At 72.7% G+C, this 15,706-nt stretch carries 16 protein-coding genes and 1 pseudogene; 8 read left to right on the top strand and 9 right to left on the bottom strand.

Translation table 11 applies throughout. The features are described from left to right. Positions 1 to 148: 148 nt before the first annotated feature. The 4 genes from ABT127_RS32390 to ABT127_RS32375 are packed head-to-tail and all read right to left on the bottom strand — an operon-like array spanning position 149 to position 3,718. Positions 149 to 781, bottom strand: a complete 633-nt coding sequence (locus ABT127_RS32390) for a response regulator (RefSeq protein WP_351457890.1) — start codon at positions 779 to 781, stop codon at positions 149 to 151. A 21-nt stretch (positions 782 to 802) separates the two neighbouring features. Beyond that, the gene (locus tag ABT127_RS32385) at positions 803 to 2,056 is read right to left on the bottom strand and encodes a sensor histidine kinase (protein ID WP_351457872.1); all 1,254 of its coding nucleotides are present in this window, start codon (positions 2,054 to 2,056) and stop codon (positions 803 to 805) included. A 28-nt stretch (positions 2,057 to 2,084) separates the two neighbouring features. Next, positions 2,085 to 2,801, bottom strand: coding sequence for an ABC transporter permease (locus ABT127_RS32380; RefSeq protein ID WP_351457887.1), 717 nt, complete (start codon positions 2,799 to 2,801; stop codon positions 2,085 to 2,087). Continuing rightward, positions 2,801 to 3,718, bottom strand: a complete 918-nt coding sequence (locus ABT127_RS32375) for an ABC transporter ATP-binding protein (RefSeq protein ID WP_351457869.1) — start codon at positions 3,716 to 3,718, stop codon at positions 2,801 to 2,803. The genes ABT127_RS32380 and ABT127_RS32375 overlap by 1 nt, the downstream gene beginning before the upstream one ends. A gap of 316 nt (positions 3,719 to 4,034) precedes the next feature. On the opposite strand from ABT127_RS32375, the gene chsH3 reads away from it, so the two are divergent. The 3 genes from chsH3 (at position 4,035) to ABT127_RS32360 (ending at position 7,054) form a co-directional block, all read left to right on the top strand. Continuing rightward, on the top strand, positions 4,035 to 4,889 hold the full coding sequence (chsH3, locus tag ABT127_RS32370) for an enoyl-CoA hydratase ChsH3 (RefSeq protein WP_351457867.1): 855 nt from the start codon (positions 4,035 to 4,037) through the stop codon (positions 4,887 to 4,889). Positions 4,890 to 4,943: 54 nt separating this feature from the next. Then, positions 4,944 to 6,020 (top strand): Zn-dependent alcohol dehydrogenase, encoded by a 1,077-nt coding sequence (locus ABT127_RS32365; protein ID WP_351457865.1) that lies wholly within the window; start codon positions 4,944 to 4,946, stop codon positions 6,018 to 6,020. 95 nt (positions 6,021 to 6,115) lie between these two features. Then, complete coding sequence (locus ABT127_RS32360) at positions 6,116 to 7,054, top strand: 3-oxoacyl-ACP reductase (protein ID WP_351457862.1); 939 nt, start codon at positions 6,116 to 6,118, stop codon at positions 7,052 to 7,054. Positions 7,055 to 7,134: 80 nt separating this feature from the next. Here the strand turns inward: ABT127_RS32360 and ABT127_RS32355 are convergent, their stop codons facing one another. Beyond that, complete coding sequence (locus ABT127_RS32355) at positions 7,135 to 7,317, bottom strand: hypothetical protein (protein WP_351457859.1); 183 nt, start codon at positions 7,315 to 7,317, stop codon at positions 7,135 to 7,137. 55 nt (positions 7,318 to 7,372) lie between these two features. After that, the gene (locus ABT127_RS32350) at positions 7,373 to 8,521 is read right to left on the bottom strand and encodes a hypothetical protein (RefSeq protein WP_351457856.1); all 1,149 of its coding nucleotides are present in this window, start codon (positions 8,519 to 8,521) and stop codon (positions 7,373 to 7,375) included. 245 nt (positions 8,522 to 8,766) lie between these two features. Between ABT127_RS32350 and ABT127_RS32345 the strand changes: the two genes are divergently transcribed. From ABT127_RS32345 to ABT127_RS32330, 4 genes and pseudogenes are all read left to right on the top strand, one after another. Then, positions 8,767 to 9,819, top strand: a complete 1,053-nt coding sequence (locus ABT127_RS32345; RefSeq protein ID WP_351457853.1) for an ABC transporter substrate-binding protein — start codon at positions 8,767 to 8,769, stop codon at positions 9,817 to 9,819. Positions 9,820 to 9,884: 65 nt separating this feature from the next. After that, entirely contained in the window at positions 9,885 to 10,742 is an 858-nt protein-coding gene (locus tag ABT127_RS32340) for a Nif3-like dinuclear metal center hexameric protein (protein WP_351457851.1), read from the top strand. Beyond that, complete coding sequence (locus ABT127_RS32335) at positions 10,739 to 11,482, top strand: zinc ribbon domain-containing protein (protein WP_351457885.1); 744 nt, start codon at positions 10,739 to 10,741, stop codon at positions 11,480 to 11,482. The genes ABT127_RS32340 and ABT127_RS32335 overlap by 4 nt, the downstream gene beginning before the upstream one ends. Positions 11,483 to 11,523: 41 nt before the next feature. After that, positions 11,524 to 12,165 (top strand): annotated as a pseudogene (locus ABT127_RS32330) (histidine phosphatase family protein); the annotation flags it as partial. On the opposite strand, the gene eda reads toward ABT127_RS32330, so the two are convergent. Continuing rightward, on the bottom strand, positions 12,140 to 12,784 hold the full coding sequence (eda, locus tag ABT127_RS32325) for a bifunctional 4-hydroxy-2-oxoglutarate aldolase/2-dehydro-3-deoxy-phosphogluconate aldolase (RefSeq protein ID WP_351457848.1): 645 nt from the start codon (positions 12,782 to 12,784) through the stop codon (positions 12,140 to 12,142). The pseudogene ABT127_RS32330 and the gene eda sit on opposite strands and share 26 nt — an antisense overlap. A 76-nt stretch (positions 12,785 to 12,860) precedes the next feature. Beyond that, the gene (yaaA, locus tag ABT127_RS32320; protein WP_351457846.1) at positions 12,861 to 13,643 is read right to left on the bottom strand and encodes a peroxide stress protein YaaA; all 783 of its coding nucleotides are present in this window, start codon (positions 13,641 to 13,643) and stop codon (positions 12,861 to 12,863) included. Positions 13,644 to 13,740: 97 nt separating this feature from the next. Here yaaA and ABT127_RS32315 point away from each other — a divergent pair, with 97 nt between their 5' ends. Beyond that, positions 13,741 to 15,183 carry an RNB domain-containing ribonuclease gene (locus ABT127_RS32315; RefSeq protein WP_351457843.1) on the top strand — a complete coding sequence of 481 codons (1,443 nt, stop codon included), beginning with the start codon at positions 13,741 to 13,743 and terminating at the stop codon, positions 15,181 to 15,183. Here the strand turns inward: ABT127_RS32315 and ABT127_RS32310 are convergent. Next, complete coding sequence (locus tag ABT127_RS32310) at positions 15,134 to 15,694, bottom strand: hypothetical protein (RefSeq protein WP_351457882.1); 561 nt, start codon at positions 15,692 to 15,694, stop codon at positions 15,134 to 15,136. The genes ABT127_RS32315 and ABT127_RS32310 overlap by 50 nt on opposite strands. Between the last annotated feature and the right edge of the window lie 12 nt (positions 15,695 to 15,706).

The following is a 15,706-nucleotide window of genomic DNA, read 5'->3' as shown; positions in this document are numbered from 1 at the left end:
GCGGCAGACCGTCCACCAGGGGAGGCGACACCAGCAGCTCTGCCGAGAAGGTGCCGGCCGACGGATCGAGTTCCACCCGGGATGAAGCGAGCTCCGCTCGCTCAGGGGCGCGGGGAACTGCGCGACCAGCCACGACGCGAGCCGCGCTCTACAGCCAACCCTGCTGACGCGCGGAGCGCATGGCCTCCATACGGTTGCGGGTGCCCGTCTTGCCGATCGCCGAAGAGAGGTAGTTCCGCACCGTCGACTCCGAGAGATGCAGCTTCCCGGCGATGTCGGAGACCGTCGCCCCGTCGGCCGATGCACGCAGGGCATCGGCCTCCCGCGCCGTCAGAGGACTCGGCCCCGCCGAGAGCGCCGCGGCGGCCAGCGCCGGATCGACCACCGTCTCCCCGCGCAGCACCTTGCGGATGGACTCGGCGAGATCCTCGACGGGCCCGTCCTTGACGAGGAACCCCGCGGCCCCGGCCTCCATGGCCCGCCGCAGATACCCGGGCCGCCCGAACGTGGTCAGGATCAGCACCCGGCAGTCCGGCACCTGATCGCGCAGCTCGGCGGCGGCGTCGAGCCCGCTGCGCCCCGGCAGCTCGATGTCGAGGAGAGCGACGTCGGGCCGGCACGTCAGCGCCGTGTCGACGATGGTGTCACCGGCCGAGACCTGCGCGACGACCTCCATGTCCTCCTCCAGGCCGAGCAGCAGCGCCAGCGCGCCCCGCATCATCCCCTGGTCCTCCGCGAGCAGCACGCGCACACTCTTCGCGGGCCGATGGTCCTGCGGCATCTCTGTCGTCACGGGGTGACCTTACGTGCTGGCTTCCGTCAGTTCGGCGTCCCGCGCCGACTCACCCTCACCGACGGGGAGTTCGGCCGTCACGGTGAATCCGCCGCGCGGCCCCGGCCCGGCCGTCAGTGACCCGCCCGCCGTGGCGAGCCGTTCGGTGAGCCCCTTCAGGCCGGTGCCGCCGACCCCGGAACCGGCCGTGCCGGACGGCGGCCCCGAGCCGTCGTCGACGACCCGCAGCCGCACCCGCTCCGCCGTCCCCTCGACGGTGACGGTGCAGGTGCCGGCCGCGCTGTAGCGGACGGCGTTGGTGACCGCCTCGCGCACCACCCAGCCCAGCAGCGCCTCCGTCTGCGCGGACAGCGGCGGCCCCGACTGCCGGACGACGGGCTCGATCCCGGCGGCGGTGAGCGCCGAGCGCGCGTTGTCCAGCTCGGTGGCGAGGCTGCCCTCGCGGTACCCGGTGACCGCCTCGCGGATCTCGGTGAGCGCCTGCCGGCCGACCGCCTCGATGTCGGTGATCTGCTCCAGGGCCGCGTCCATGCTGCGCGGCGCGAGCCGCCGCGCCGCCTCCGACTTCACCACGATCACCGACAGGGTGTGCCCGAGCAGGTCGTGCAGGTCGCGGGAGAAGCGCAGCCGCTCCTTCTCCACGGCCTGCCGGGCCAACTCCTCGCGGGCCGAGCGCAGTTCACGTACGGTCTCGGCGAGCGAGAGGATCGCCGCCGTCACCATCGTGGACAGGAACGTCCCGTAGAAGACGCTGATCGCGTCCCAGCCCTCGCGCAGCGCGCCGACGACACCGCCGAGAACGCTCAGCCCCAGGCCGATCCGGCCGATGTTGTGGCCCCGGGCGAGCGCGCCGACCGCGAGGCCGAGCAGCGGGAAGAACGTCAGCCAGCTGCCGCCGTAACCGCCGGCGAGCGCACACGTCAGCACGGTCATCAGGCCGACCGCGACGTGCGTGGACGTCGCCTCCCGCGTCTCCTTGTGGAAGGCCCTGAACACCACATAGATGTAGAGGGAGTTGAAGGTCAGCAGGGCGATGCCGCCGATCCACGGGTTGGGTGTCTTCCCCTGCATCAGGTTGGAGAAGGCGCCCAGGCCCATCAGCAGCCACGGCAGCATCGTGAACCCGTTGAGCGACGGGCCCAGCTGCTCGACCGGACGGCCCTCCTTGCGGCAGGCGCGCTGCTCGGCCTTGACCCGCGCGTTCTCCGCCTTCCACTCGTCGCGCGCGATCTGCCACGCCCGCCACTGTTCCTTCAGCGCCATGATCAGAACTCCCCGTTCCCGTTCCGTCTCAGATGGTCCGAGCGGCCCTGCGGTACGAGACCACAGCGTACGAACCGAAGGCCAGCAGCCAGCCGACCAGAATCGCCAGGGCGGCGAGCGAGGGCGCGTGCCCGTCGGCGACGGCCGTGCCGAGCTGTGCGAACCGGTTCGTCGGCGTGAACGACGACACCTGCCGCAGCCAGCCGGGGAACAGTGCCACCGGGAACCACAGGCCGCCGAGCACCGCGAGCCCCAGATAGCAGAGCATGTTCAGCCCGCCCAGCGCCTGCGACGTCAGCCGGTAGCCGTTGCCGAGGCCGAGCAGCGTGAAGGGCAGCGAGCCCAGCCACAGCAGGACGACGATGACCGGCCACTTCCACAGGTCGAGCCGCACGCCGTTCACCGCCGCGCCCGCCACCAGCACCGCCGCGACGGCGGGCAGCACGGTCACCGCGCCCGTCAGGGCCCGGCCCACGACGCCCTGGTACGGCGCCATCGGCGTGATCCGCAGCTGCCGCAGCCAGCCGATCGCCCGGTCCTCGGCGACTCCGCCCGCCGTGTTCATCGCCGCGCCGAGCGCCCCGTACGCGGCCATCCCGACCATCGACGTCGTCTTCCAACTTCCGTCGTCAGAGCCGAGGTTGGTGAAGAGCAGATACATCATCACGGGCATCGCGACCGTGCCGATCACATACCGGCCGTCGCGCAGCGTGCGCCGCACTTCGAGCCGCAGGTAGTCCCACATCACACACGCTCCAGCTGCTCGTCGAGGTCGTCGGTGCCGGTCAGCGCCAGGAAGGCGTCGTCCAGGGAGGCCGGTGCCACCTCCAGATTCCGTACGGCGTCCAGCGCGGCCAGCGCCATCACCGTGGCGTCCGGGTCCTCGGTGCGCAGCCGTGCCCGGTCGCCGCGGATCTCCACCGAGACCACCCCCGGCAGCAGCGCGAGCCCCTCCGTGCCGCGCCCGGCGAGGTCGAAGGCGACCAGGCTGCCGCCGCCGGCCCGGCGCAGCTCGTCCCCGCTGCCGTCGGCGACGAGGCGGCCGTGGTCGACGACGACGATCCGGTCGGCGTGCGCGTCGGCCTCCTCCAGGTAGTGCGTGGAGAACAGCACCGTGTGGCCGCGCCGCGCGTACGCCCGCATCGACGCCCAGAACGCGTGCCGGGCCTCCACGTCGAGCGCCGCTGTCGGCTCGTCCAGGACGATCAGCGCGGGGTTCCCGGCCAGCGCCACCGCGAACCGCACCCGCTGCGTCTGGCCGCCCGACAGCTTGTCGACGCGGCGGTCCGCCAGCTCCCCGACCCCCGCGAGCCGCAGCGCCTCCGGCACGTCCATCGGCGCCGGGTAGCGGCGGGCCACGAAGCCGACCAGTTCGGCGACGGTGACCCGGGGCACGGCCCGGCCCTCCTGGAGCATCGCCCCGACCCGCCCGGCGCGCACCGCGGTCTGCGGCGACGTGCCGAACAGCTCCACGCGCCCTTCGTCGGGCTCGTCCAGACCGAGCAGCAGGGAGATGGCGGTGGACTTGCCCGCGCCGTTGCGGCCGAGCAGCGCGACCGTCTCGCCCGCGTCGATCCGCAGCGTCAGGCCGTCGACCGCGCGGACGTCCCCGAATGTCTTGACGGCCCCCGTGAAGGACACCGCCGGTGTCGTTGTCGTCATGACACCGACGGTACGGAGCGGCGGCGGGCCCGCGGCAGACACGACTGTCCACGGTCCGCCGGTACAAATGTCACACCCGGCCCATCTGACGCCCAGTCAGAAAGGTGTGGCCGCACCCTTCCCAACCCACCGCCTCTTGGCTATACATGAGGTCGCCGGGTGGATGAGAACACGTTCTACCGGATGCGTTCTACCGAATGCGTTCTGCCGGACACGTTCTGCCCGGCCCGTGACGACCTCGGTGCGGCCGACGGTGCGGACGGCCGCACCGAGGTCTTGATCCGTACGACCCGTCAGTCTGAGGAGCGCCTGTCTGATGCCCATCGACGCAGCGAAGGCCGTGGCCGCCGAGCCCAGGTCCGCCGAGATCACCTGGGACCACAAGGACATCCAGCTCTACCACCTGGGCCTCGGCGCCGGTGTCCCCGCCACCGACCCCGACGAGCTGCGCTACACCCTGGAGTCGGCGCTGCACGTCCTGCCCAGCTTCGCCACCGTCGCGGGCGCCGGCATGGGAGTCGTCGGCGGGCTCGGCGCCCCGGGCGTCGACGTGAACCTCGCGCACGTGCTGCACGGCGGGCAGACGATCGAGATGCACCGCCCGATCCCGGTGCGGGGCGCGGCGACGACCACGTCCAGGGTCGCCGCCGTCTACGACAAGACCAAGGCGGCCGTCCTCGTCCTGCGCACCGAAGTCGCCGACGCCGACGGGCCGTTGTGGACCGCCGACTCCCAGATCTTCGTCCGCGGCGAAGGCGGGTTCGGCGGCGAGCGCGGCCCCTCCGAGCGCCTGGAGGTCCCGGACCGCGCGCCCGACCGCACCGTCGACCGCCCGATCCGCGAGGAGCAGGCCCTGCTCTACCGCCTCTCCGGCGACTGGAACCCGCTGCACGCGGACCCCGAGTTCGCCAAGCTGGCCGGCTTCGACAAGCCGATCCTGCACGGCCTGTGCAGCTACGGCATGACCCTCAAGGCCGTCGTCGACACGGCCCTCGACGGCGACGTCTCCCGCGTCACCCGCTACAGCACCCGCTTCGCCGGTGTCGTCTTCCCGGGCGAGACGCTGCGCGTGCGCATGTGGCAGCAGCCGAACCGGGTGCAGGTGACGGTGACGGCCGTGGAGCGCGACGAGGCCCCGGTCCTGGCGGACACGCTCATCGACCACACCTGAACGACGTACACGCAGGGACGTACACGCAGCAGAGACGCGAAGGAGCCGCACCCCATGCGAGCAGCCGTACTGCACGAGATAGGCCAGGACAAACTCGAAGTACTGGACGACGTCGAGGCGGTCGGCTTCGGTCCGGGAAAGGTGAGGATCCGGGTCCGGGCGACGGGCCTGTGCCACTCCGACATCTCCGCGATGAACGGCGTCCTGCCGCAGCCGGCGCCGTTCGTCCCCGGGCACGAGGGCGCCGGTGAGATCGTCGACGTCGGCGACGGGGTCACCGGGCTGAGCGTCGGCCAGCGGGTGCTCGTCTGCTGGCTGCCCGCCTGCGGCGCCTGTCCGGCCTGCAAGCGCGGCCAGACCCAGCTCTGCCTCGCCGGGTTCATGAACGCCGGCACCCCCAACTTCAAGCGTCCCGGCGGGGACGTCTTCGGCTTCGCGGGCACCGGTACGTTCACCGAGGAGGTCGTGGTGGACGCGGGGTGCGCGGTCCCGATCCCCGACGACGTCCCGTTCGACATCGCCGCGCTCATCGGCTGCGGCGTCACCACCGGGCTCGGCTCGGCCATCAACACCGCCGATGTGGCGGCCGGTTCGTCGGTGGCGGTCATCGGCTGCGGCGGCGTCGGCATCTCCGCGATCCAGGGCGCCCGGCTCAAGGGCGCGGCGCAGATCGTGGCCGTCGACCCGGTGGAGTCGCGGCGCGAGGCGGCGCTGCGGTTCGGAGCGACCGAGGCCGTCGCCCCGGACGCGCTCGGCGACGCCAAGCAGCGGCTGACGGCCGGTGAGGGGTTCGACTACGTCTTCGAGGTCGTCGGCAAGTCGGCCACCGCCCGCACCGCGTACGAGACGACCCGGCGCGGCGGCACGCTCGTCGTGGTCGGCGCCGGTGCCATGGACGACGTCCTCCAGCTCAACATGTTCGAGCTGTTCTTCGACGAGAAGCGCATCCTGCCGTCCATGTACGGCGGCGGCGACGTCCTCGCGTCCTACGAGCGGGCCATCGCTCTGTGGCGCGCGGGCCGCATCGACCTGGAATCCCTGATCACCCACCGGGTGCCTCTGGCGGACATCAACGAGGCCATCAACCAGATGCGCACCGGCTCCGCCCTCCGCACCTGCATCGAGATCTAGCCCTGCCGGGTGCGCTCGGCGCCTCAGGGGCGCGGGGAACTGCGCGACCGCCCACGACGAGAGCCGCACCCGACGACCGAGAGGAAACGCCCACCATGTCAACGCCGCTCAAGGGCCGCACGGCGATCGTCACCGGCGCAGGCCGCGGCCTCGGCCGGGCCGAAGCCCTGGAACTGGCCCGCCTCGGCGCGAACGTCGTCGTCAACGACTTCGGGCAGCCCGGCAGGGACGGCTCGGGGGCGGCGGACGCCACCCCGGCCGAACAGGTGGCCCAGGAGATCCGGGCGTCGGGCGGCACGGCCACCGCCCACACCGGCGATGTCACCGATCACCAACAGGCGGCGGAACTGGTCCAGTCGGCCGTCGACACCTACGGACAGCTCGACATCCTGGTCAACAACGCCGGCATCCTGCGCGACCGCATGATCTTCTCGATGACCGAGGACGAGTGGGACTCGGTCATCCACGTCCACCTCAAGGGCCACTACAACACCACCCACTTCGCGGCCCGCCACTGGCGCGACCGCTCCAAGACGAGCGGAGCCCCGGTCTACGGCCGCATCGTGAACACCTCCTCGGAGGCGTTCCTCGCGGGCAGCGCGGGCCAGCCCAACTACGCGGCGGCGAAGGGCGGCATCGTCGGCCTGACCACCTCCACCGCCCTGGCCCTCGCCAAGTACGGCGTCACGGCGAACGTCATCTGCCCCCGCGCCCGCACCCGGATGACGGAGGACGTCTTCGCCGGGTTCGCCCAGCCCGCCGACGGCCTCGACCCGCTCGCCCCCGAACACGTGGCCCCGCTGGTCGGCTACCTCTCGGGACCGTCCGCGTCGCATGTCAACGGCCAGCTCCTCGTCGTGCACGGCGGCATGGTGGCCATCGTCGAACGGCCGCAGGTGCGGGCGAAGTTCGACACGGAGAAGGACGCGTTCACCTACGACGAGCTCGACGCACTGCTCACCCCGCACTACCAGGACCGCCCGCCGAACGAGACCTTCGCGGCGGCGGAGGTGCTCGGCCTCAAGCACGGCTGACCCGGAAGGCTTCCCGCACGACAGGAGGGGCCCGGTGACTGGTCGGTCACCGGGCCCCTCCGTACCGTTCTGAACGGAACCTATGCCTCGTCGGCCCGCGCCCCGCGATGCCGCCCGCGCGGCTCGGACTGCTCACTCGGAGCCGCCGCCGACGCGGCGACCGTGCCGCGGTGCCGCCCGGAACCACCGGAGGCCGAGGCCTCCACGCGCTCGTGGCGCTCCATGGTCTCCGTGCCGCCGTTCCTGCCGTTGCTTCCCGTCATCGGAAAACTCACCCCGTAAACCCTTACAAGATCCTTTACTTACAGCCCGGCGAGTCTAACCACCCGCCGTGCGCCCACCGAGCGGCGCCTGCCCCAGGGGGACCGGACGCGGTGCCGACGGTGCCTCGGGGACGGCCGGTGCGGGCTGTCCGTCCGCGGCCGCAACCGATGGCTCAGGGGCTGGTACCCGAGCGAGCCCGCACGACACCTCCTGCGTCACACAGGGAAGAGAAAGCACTCCTTCGCGTGACCAGAAGCCGCTTCCCGCCAACCAGCCCGCCGGTGCCGCCAGTTGATGCAACGGCGCGTCGGACGGCCGCCACAGCCCGAGCCACGGTCCACCGTCGGCACCGCCCGCGGGGCCGTCGATCCGCAGCGCCACCGCGCAGCTCTCCGGCAGCAGCGTCTGCCCGGGCTGCACCGCGAACGGCGTCACCGTGCACTCCGCGACCCGCAGCGCCTGCGGGAAGCGGATCGGCAGCGTCGAGCCCAGCACGCCCCAGCCGAGCCGGGGCACACCCGGCGTCGCCGCGTCCGAGCGGACCAGGATGAGCCCGCTGTCGAGATCGGCGATGAGCAGCCGGTCGTCGCTCTCCTCGGTGATCTGGAGCAGCGGCGTCACCTCACCGCCCCGCTCCAGATCGACCGCGACCGTCTTGACGGGCCCGCCGTCCGCCGGCTCCCGGTCGAGGGCGAGCAGCCGCCCCGTACGGTCCAGCCACACCCCGCCCGAACACCGCCCCGGCACCTCGGCCACATGCTCGGGACCGAACGCGCCGCCCGCCACCAGCCACACATGGGTGGACTTCTCGCCCGGCTCCAGGGCGTACGCGCTGCGCCCGTCCGGCGACGGCGGCAGCAGGTCGAGCTCGTCGCACTCGACGGCGCCGAGCGGCACCTCGCCCGTGTCCGGTCCCGTCGGGTACAGCAGGGCGAACAGGTGGCGCCGCCCGTCGGCCCGGCGCCGGATCAGCACCCGGCCGTCGGTCAGCGGCAGGACGTCGGTGCCCGGCTCCTCGGGCTGGTGTCCGGGCAGCGGCACCGCGTACGGCTCAGGGCCGTCCAGCGTCCACCGCTGCGGGAACCACGAGGTGCCGTCGTACGCGAGCCGTGCCGCGTACGACGCGTCCGCCGTGATCACGCAGCCGGTGCGCGGCGGCCGCGGCCGCATCTCCGGCGCGGTCTCCAGGGCCAGGGCCGTCATGGGGATCTGTCACCTCCGCTCGTCCCCCCTCGGGTGTTCTGCACGGCCGAAGCTAGTTTTCGTACGTACCTCCAGGGCATCCACGACCGCCCGCTTCACACCAAAGGGTGGCCGTGCCCGCAATCTGCTGAGAGGCGCGCGCCGGATGTGCTGGGGAGGGGTGAACGGCCCCCGACGTGCCTGATGTTAGGTTTACCTAACTAATTGCTGTGCACATCTTGTGCACCCGGAACTGGAGCACACCCATGCTCATACGCCCCCGTACGCGCGTCGCGGCCCTGGCCGCCACGGCGGCCGCCGCCCTCGCCCTCACCGCCTGCGGTTCCGGTGACGACGGCTCCGGCAAGGCGGGCGGTGACAACGGCTCCGGCTCCAAGGCCGTGGCCCAGGGCGGCGACGACTTCTCCAAGGCCGCCGAGCAGACGGCGAGGATGGGCACGACGGCGAAGGCCGGCGAGTTCCCGCGCACCCTCACCCACGCGCTCGGCAAGACCGAGATCAAGAAGAAGCCGCAGCGCGTCGTCGTCCTCGACGTCGGCGAGCTCGACAACGTCGTCTCCCTCGGCATCAAGCCCGTCGGCTACGCCCCCACCGAGGGCGACGACGGCATCCCGTCCTACCTGGAGAAGGACGCGGGCAGCCCCAAGAACGTGGGCACCATCAACGCCCTCAACATGGAGGCCATCGCGAACCTCCACCCCGACCTGATCCTCGGCAGCGAGCTGCGCGCCGCCAAGCTCTACCCGCAGCTCGCCAAGATCGCCCCGACCGTCTTCTCCATCCGCCCCGGCTTCACGTGGAAGGAGAACTACCTCCTCAACGCCTCCGCCCTCGACGAGAAGGCCAGGGCCGAGGCGAACCTCGCCGCGTACGACAAGAACGTGAAGCAGCTCGGCGCCGACGTGAAGAAGGCCAACGGCGGCACGGCCCCGACCGTGACCATGCTCCGCTACATGCCGGACCGCATCCGCCTCTACGCCAAGGCCTCCTTCATCGGCACGATCCTCGACGACGCCGGCATCCCGCGGCCGAAGAACCAGCAGATCGACGACCTGGCGACGGAGATCAGCCCGGAGAAGATCGACTCCGCGGACGCCGACTGGATCTTCACCGGCGTCTACGGCGACGCGAAGAAGACCCAGCGCGCGAGCGCCGAGGACAACCCGCTCTGGAAGAAGCTCGGCGCGGTGAAGAAGGGGCAGGCCAAGGACGTCCCGGACGAGACCTGGTACCTCGGACTCGGCGTCACGGCGGCCGAGGAGGTCCTGAAGGACCTGCGCGCCGACCTGATCGGCTGACCGGGGACGAGAGCCCGGAGAACCTGTCTTAGGGGTGGGGCACGCAGCGCAGGTAACCTGTCTGCGTGCCCCGCCTGTCTGAAGCAACCGCCGCGCTCGCCACCCTCTGGCCCGCCTCCCTCGCCGAGGGATGGGACGCGGTCGGCACGGTCGTCGGCGACCCGGACGCCCAGGTCACCCGGGTGCTGTTCGCCGTCGACCCGGTCCAGGAGATCGTCGACGAGGCCGTCGAGCTGGGCGCTGACCTGCTGATCACGCACCACCCGCTCTATCTGCGCGGTACGACGACGGTCGCGGCGTCCACCTTCAAGGGCCGGGTCGTGCACACCCTGATCAAGAACGACATCGCGCTGCACGTCGCCCACACCAACGCCGACAAGGCCGACCCCGGCGTCAGCGACGCCCTCGCGGGCGCCCTCGGCGTCCGGGTCGTGCGCCCCCTGGTGCCCGACCCGACGGACCCCTCGGGCCGCCGCGGCCTCGGCCGGGTCTGTGAGCTCGACCACCCGGTGACCCTGCGCGAGCTCGCGGGCACCGCCGCCGACCGCCTCCCCGCCACGGCCCAGGGCATCCGGGTCGCGGGCGACCTGGATGCGGTCATCCGTACCGTCGCGGTCTCCGGCGGCTCCGGCGACAGCCTCTTCGACGACGTACGCGCCGCCGGAGTCGACGCCTTCCTCACCGCCGACCTGCGCCACCACCCGGCGAGCGAGGCCCGTGAGCACTCCCCGCTCGCGCTGCTCGACGCCGCGCACTGGGCCACCGAGTCCCCCTGGTGCGAACTGGCCGCGAGCCAGCTCGAGGAGATCTCCGACCGCGAAGGCTGGGGCCTGCGCGTCCACGTCTCGCGCACACCCACCGACCCCTGGACCGCCCACGCGGCGTCCAACAACCCCGTTTCGACCTTTGGAGCCCCCAACTGAACGCCGCGCCCGCCGACCAGATCCGTCTCCTGGACGTCCAGGACCTGGACGTCCGCCTCCAGCAGCTCGCGCACAAGAAGAAGTCGCTGCCCGAGCACGCCGAACTGGAGTCGCTCGGCAAGGACCTCACGCAGCTGCGTGACCTGCACGTCGCCGCGACCACCGAGGAGAGCGACTGCGCCCGCGAGCAGACCAAGGCCGAGCAGGACGTCGACCAGGTCCGCCAGCGTGCCGCCCGCGACCAGAAGCGCCTCGACTCCGGCACCGTCAGCTCGCCCAAGGACCTGGAGAACCTCCAGCGCGAGATCGCCTCGCTCGCCAAGCGCCAGGGCGACCTGGAGGACGTCGTCCTCGAGGTCATGGAGCGCCGTGAGTCCGCGCAGGAGCGGGTGAGCGAGCTGACCGACCGCCTCGCCTCCGTCCAGGCGAAGACCGACGACGCGACGGCCCGCCGCGACCAGGCCGCCGGCGAGCTGGACACCGAGGCGGCGTCGGTCGCCAAGGAGCGCGAGGTCGTCGCCGCCTCGATCCCGGCGGACCTCCTCAAGCTCTACGACAAGCTCCGCGAGAAGGAGGGCGGCGTCGGCGCCGCCAAGCTCTTCCAGCGCCGCTGCGAGGGCTGCCGCCTTGAGCTGAACATCACGGAGCTGAACGAGGTCCGCGCCGCGGCCCCCGACGCCGTGGTGCGCTGCGAGAACTGCCGCCGCATCCTGGTCCGCACCTCGGAGTCGGGCCTCTAGTGCGCCGGCCCTCTGACGGGGCCCCGGTGGGCCCCGCCAGAGGTGCGGGCCCGGACCTCGGCACCCCCGCCACCTTCGTCCTGCTCCGCCACGGCGAAACCGCCCTGACCCCGGAGAAACGCTTCAGCGGCAGCGGCGGCACCGACCCGGTGCTCTCCGAGACGGGCCGGGACCAGGCGGCCCGGGCGGCGGCAGCGCTGCACCGACGAGGCACGATCGAGGCGATCGTGGCATCCCCGCTGAAGCGCTGCCAGGAAACGGCCCAGGCGGTGGCGGCCCGCCTGGATCTCGGCATCACGACCGAGGACGGGCTGCGCGAGACGGACTTCGGCGCGTGGGAGGGCCTGACCTTCAAGGAGGTACGGGACCGCCACCCGGCCGATATGAACGCCTGGCTGGCATCCCAGGACGCGCCCCCCACCGGCGGCGGCGAGAGCTTCGCGGCGGTGGCGGCCCGCGTGGCCGCGGCACGCGACCGTCTCACCGAGACGTACCGGGGCCGCACGGTCCTCCTGGTCACCCACGTGACACCGATCAAGACCCTGGTGCGGCTCGCCCTCGGCGCCCCGCCCGAGACCCTGTTCAGGATGGACCTCGCGGCGGCTTCCCTCAGCGCGGTCGCGTACTACGCCGACGGCAACGCGAGCGTGCGTCTGCTCAACGAGACAGCTCACCTGCGATAGCGCACGCCTCGCGGGCCAGCGACTCGACGCGGCCCCAGTCCTTCGCGGCGATCGCGTCGCCCGGCAGCATCCAGCTGCCGCCGACGCAGCCGACGTTCTTGAGCGCCAGGTATGTGCCCGCGTTGGCCGGGGAGACACCGCCGGTCGGGCAGAACCGGGCCTGCGGCAGCGGACTGGCGAGGGACTTCAGGTAGGGGGCGCCGCCGGCTGCCTCGGCGGGGAAGAACTTCATCTCGCTCACGCCGCGCTCCAGCAGCGCCACGACCTCCGACGTCGTGGAGACGCCCGGCAGGAACGGCACCCCGGACCCGCGCATCGCGACCAGCAGCGCGTCCGTCCACCCCGGGCTGACCAGGAAACGGGCCCCGGCGGCGACGGAGTCGGCGACGTTCGCGGGCGAGATGATCGTGCCCGCGCCGACGACCGCCTCCGGCACCTCGTCCGCGATCGCGCGGATCGCGTCGAGCGCGGCGGGGGTGCGCAGGGTCACCTCGATCGCGGGCAGCCCGCCCGCGACCAGGGCCCGTGCGAGCGGCACCGCGTCGGCGGCGTCCTCCACGACGACGACGGGAATGACGGGGGCGAGATCGAGCACGGAGGCAGCGGCAGGCGAGGTCATGGCCTCATCCTGCCTCGCGCGACGCAGCATGCGCAAAGGTCGTTGCACATGCTGCAATCACTGGGTCTGCCGTGGCTCAGTGGATCTCGTCCACCAGCACGTCCAGGCTCCACGCCCGCCCCGGCTTCGCGGGCTCCTCGACCTCGACCGTGTAGCCCAACCGGCGCAGCACGTCCACGAGTTCGGCCGGGCCCGCCGGTGCGGCGCCGGACTGGAGCAGGGCGCGCACGATCCGGCCCTTGGTCGCCTTGTTGAAGTGGCTGACGACCTTGCGGGTCGGCGCGTGCAGCACCCGCACCCCGGCCGTCCGCTCCGCCAGCTCGCCCTTGGGCTTCCAGGCCGCCGCGTACGCGGCCGAGCGCAGATCGAGCACCAGCCCGTCCCCGGCCGCCTCGGGCAGCACCTCGGCCATCGGCGCCTTCCAGTACGGGCCGAGCGCGCCGATCCCGGGCAGCTTCACGCCCATCGAGCAGCGGTACGACGGAATGCGGTCCGTCACCCGCACCGCGCCCCACAGCCCCGAGAAGACGAGCAGCGAGCGCGCGGCCCGCTTCTTCGCGGCGGCGTCCAGCGAGGCCAGGCCGAGCGCGTCGTAGAGCACCCCGGTGTAGATCTCCCCGGCGGGCCGGGCCCCGGCCGTGCGCAGCTCCGCGTTCTTCGCGATCTCGCCGCGCAGCCCCTCGCTCAGGCCGAGCACGTCGCGCGCCTTCTCCTCGTCGGCCGTGCACAGCTCGACCAGCTCGTCCAGGACGGTGGCCCGCGCCCCGGCGAGCCCCGGCAGCGACAGACCCTCCGGCTTCAGCGGTGCCCCGCGTCCGGAAGCGGCCTTACCCTCCGACGGCGGCAACAGCACAAGCACGGGCTCTCCTCATACACGTACGGAACACGGAACAACGGTCGACCGACAGCCCAGCGTACGGCGTGCTGACCCCGCCACCTCGTCCTACGCTCGGTGCATGCCCCTCCGCCACCTCCGTGTGACCGGCGCCGCGCGGGAGCCGCTCGGCGCCGTGCTGAGCGACCTGCGTACGCGGCTCGACGTGCCCGAGGAGTTCCCGGCCGACGTGCTCGCCGAGGCCGAGGCGGCCGCCGCCGCGCCGCGACTGCCCGAGCGCGACGAGACGGACATCCCCTTCTTCACCGTCGACCCTCCGTCCTCCACCGACCTCGACCAGGCCATGCACCTGTCGCGGCGGCCCGGGGGCGGCTACCGGGTGCGGTACGCGATCGCCGACGTGGCCGCCTTCGTCGTTCCCGGCGGGGCGCTCGACGCCGAGGCCCACCGGCGCGTGACGACCCTGTACTTCCCCGACGGGAGGACGCCGCTGCACCCGACCGTGCTGAGCGAGGGCGCGGCCAGCCTGCTGCCGGACCAGACCTGCCCCGCCGTGCTGTGGACGATCGACCTGGACGCGGACGGGCGGAGCGTGGCCACCGACGTCGTCCGCGCCCTGGTGCGCAGCCGCGCGAAACTCGACTACGCGGGAGTCCAGCGGTCCATCGACGACGGCACCGCCGAGGAACCCGTCGCCCTGCTCCGCGACATCGGCACCCTGCGCGAACGCCTGGAGCGGGAGCGCGGCGGCATCTCCCTCGACGTCCCCGAGCAGGAGATCGTCACCACCGACGGCGCCTACGAGCTGACCTTCCGCGCCCCGCTGCCCGCCGACTCCTGGAACGCCCAGATCTCCCTGCTCACCGGCATGGCCGCCGCCGATCTGATGCTCACCGCGGGCGACGGAGTGCTGCGCACCCTGCCCGCCGCCCCCGACGGCGCCGTGGGCCGCCTGCACCACACCGCGAAGGCCCTGCACATCGACTGGCCGCACCACGTCCCGTACTCCGCGCTCGTCCGCTCCCTCGACCCGGAGAACCCGCACCACGCGGCCTTCCTCCAGGAGTGCACGACGCTGCTGCGCGGCGCGGGCTACACCGCGTTCACCGGCGGCGACCTGCCCGCTCTCACCACGCACGCCGCCGTCGCCGCCCCCTACACGCACTGCACGGCGCCGCTGCGCCGCCTCGTCGACCGCTACGCGTCCGAGCTGTGCCTGGCCGCGGCCGCCGGGCAGGCGCCGCCGGAGTGGGTGCTCGCGGCGCTGCCCGCCCTGCCCAAGGAGATGGCCGACGGCACCCGGCGCGCCAACACCGTGGAGCGCGAGTGCGTCGACATCGTCGAGGCGGCACTGCTGCGCAACCGGGTCGGGGAACTGTTCGACGCCGTGGTCGTCGACGTGAAGGACCACGAACCGGCGGTCGGCACCGTCCAACTGACCGACCCGGCCGTGGTCGCCCGGATCGAGGGCGGCTCCGCCGGGCTGCCGCTGGGGGAGCCGCTGCGGGTACGGCTCACGCAGGCGGATCCGGGACGGGCGAAGGTGCTGTTCGCGCCCGCGTGAGCGCGGCGGCGAGCGCCCGGTCCAGCGCGTCGGTGTCCTCCGCGTACAGCCGCACGACGCGTACGTCCCGCGCCCGCCCGAAGAAGCTGAAGTGCTCGACGGGCCCGTCGAGTTCGAGGGTCAGGGTGGTCTGCGCGCCGACGTCCAGGTTCAGTTCGCCGTCGGCGGGGGTGTGCGTGAACCGGTTCTCCCGCCGCACCCGTGCGATCCGCTCGAACGGTATCCGCAGGTCCACCTGGGCGCCGCGGCGCACCCGCAGCGCGTCGGCCGTGACCACGTGCGGCCGGGTGACGGCGGCCGCGTGCAGCCCGAGCACCATCAGCACGGTGTAGACGTCGAGGACCAGGACGACGGCGTGCAGGACCGGCAGGCCGCGCAGCAGCACCCACATCCCGCACGACTCGACGACGCAGACGAACACGAACGCGTACATCATCACGGCCTGCCCCCGCGCGTACGAGAAGGCGCCGGCCCCCGCGGGAACGCCGTGCCGCCGCCGCGCCACCCACATCCCGAGGCTCGC

The sequence above is a fragment of the Streptomyces sp. NPDC001904 genome (genome assembly GCF_040297005.1).
Taxonomy (GTDB): domain Bacteria; phylum Actinomycetota; class Actinomycetes; order Streptomycetales; family Streptomycetaceae; genus Streptomyces.
The sequence above is the reverse complement of the archived record's forward strand: the minus strand, read 5'-3'. Positions and strand labels throughout refer to the sequence as shown.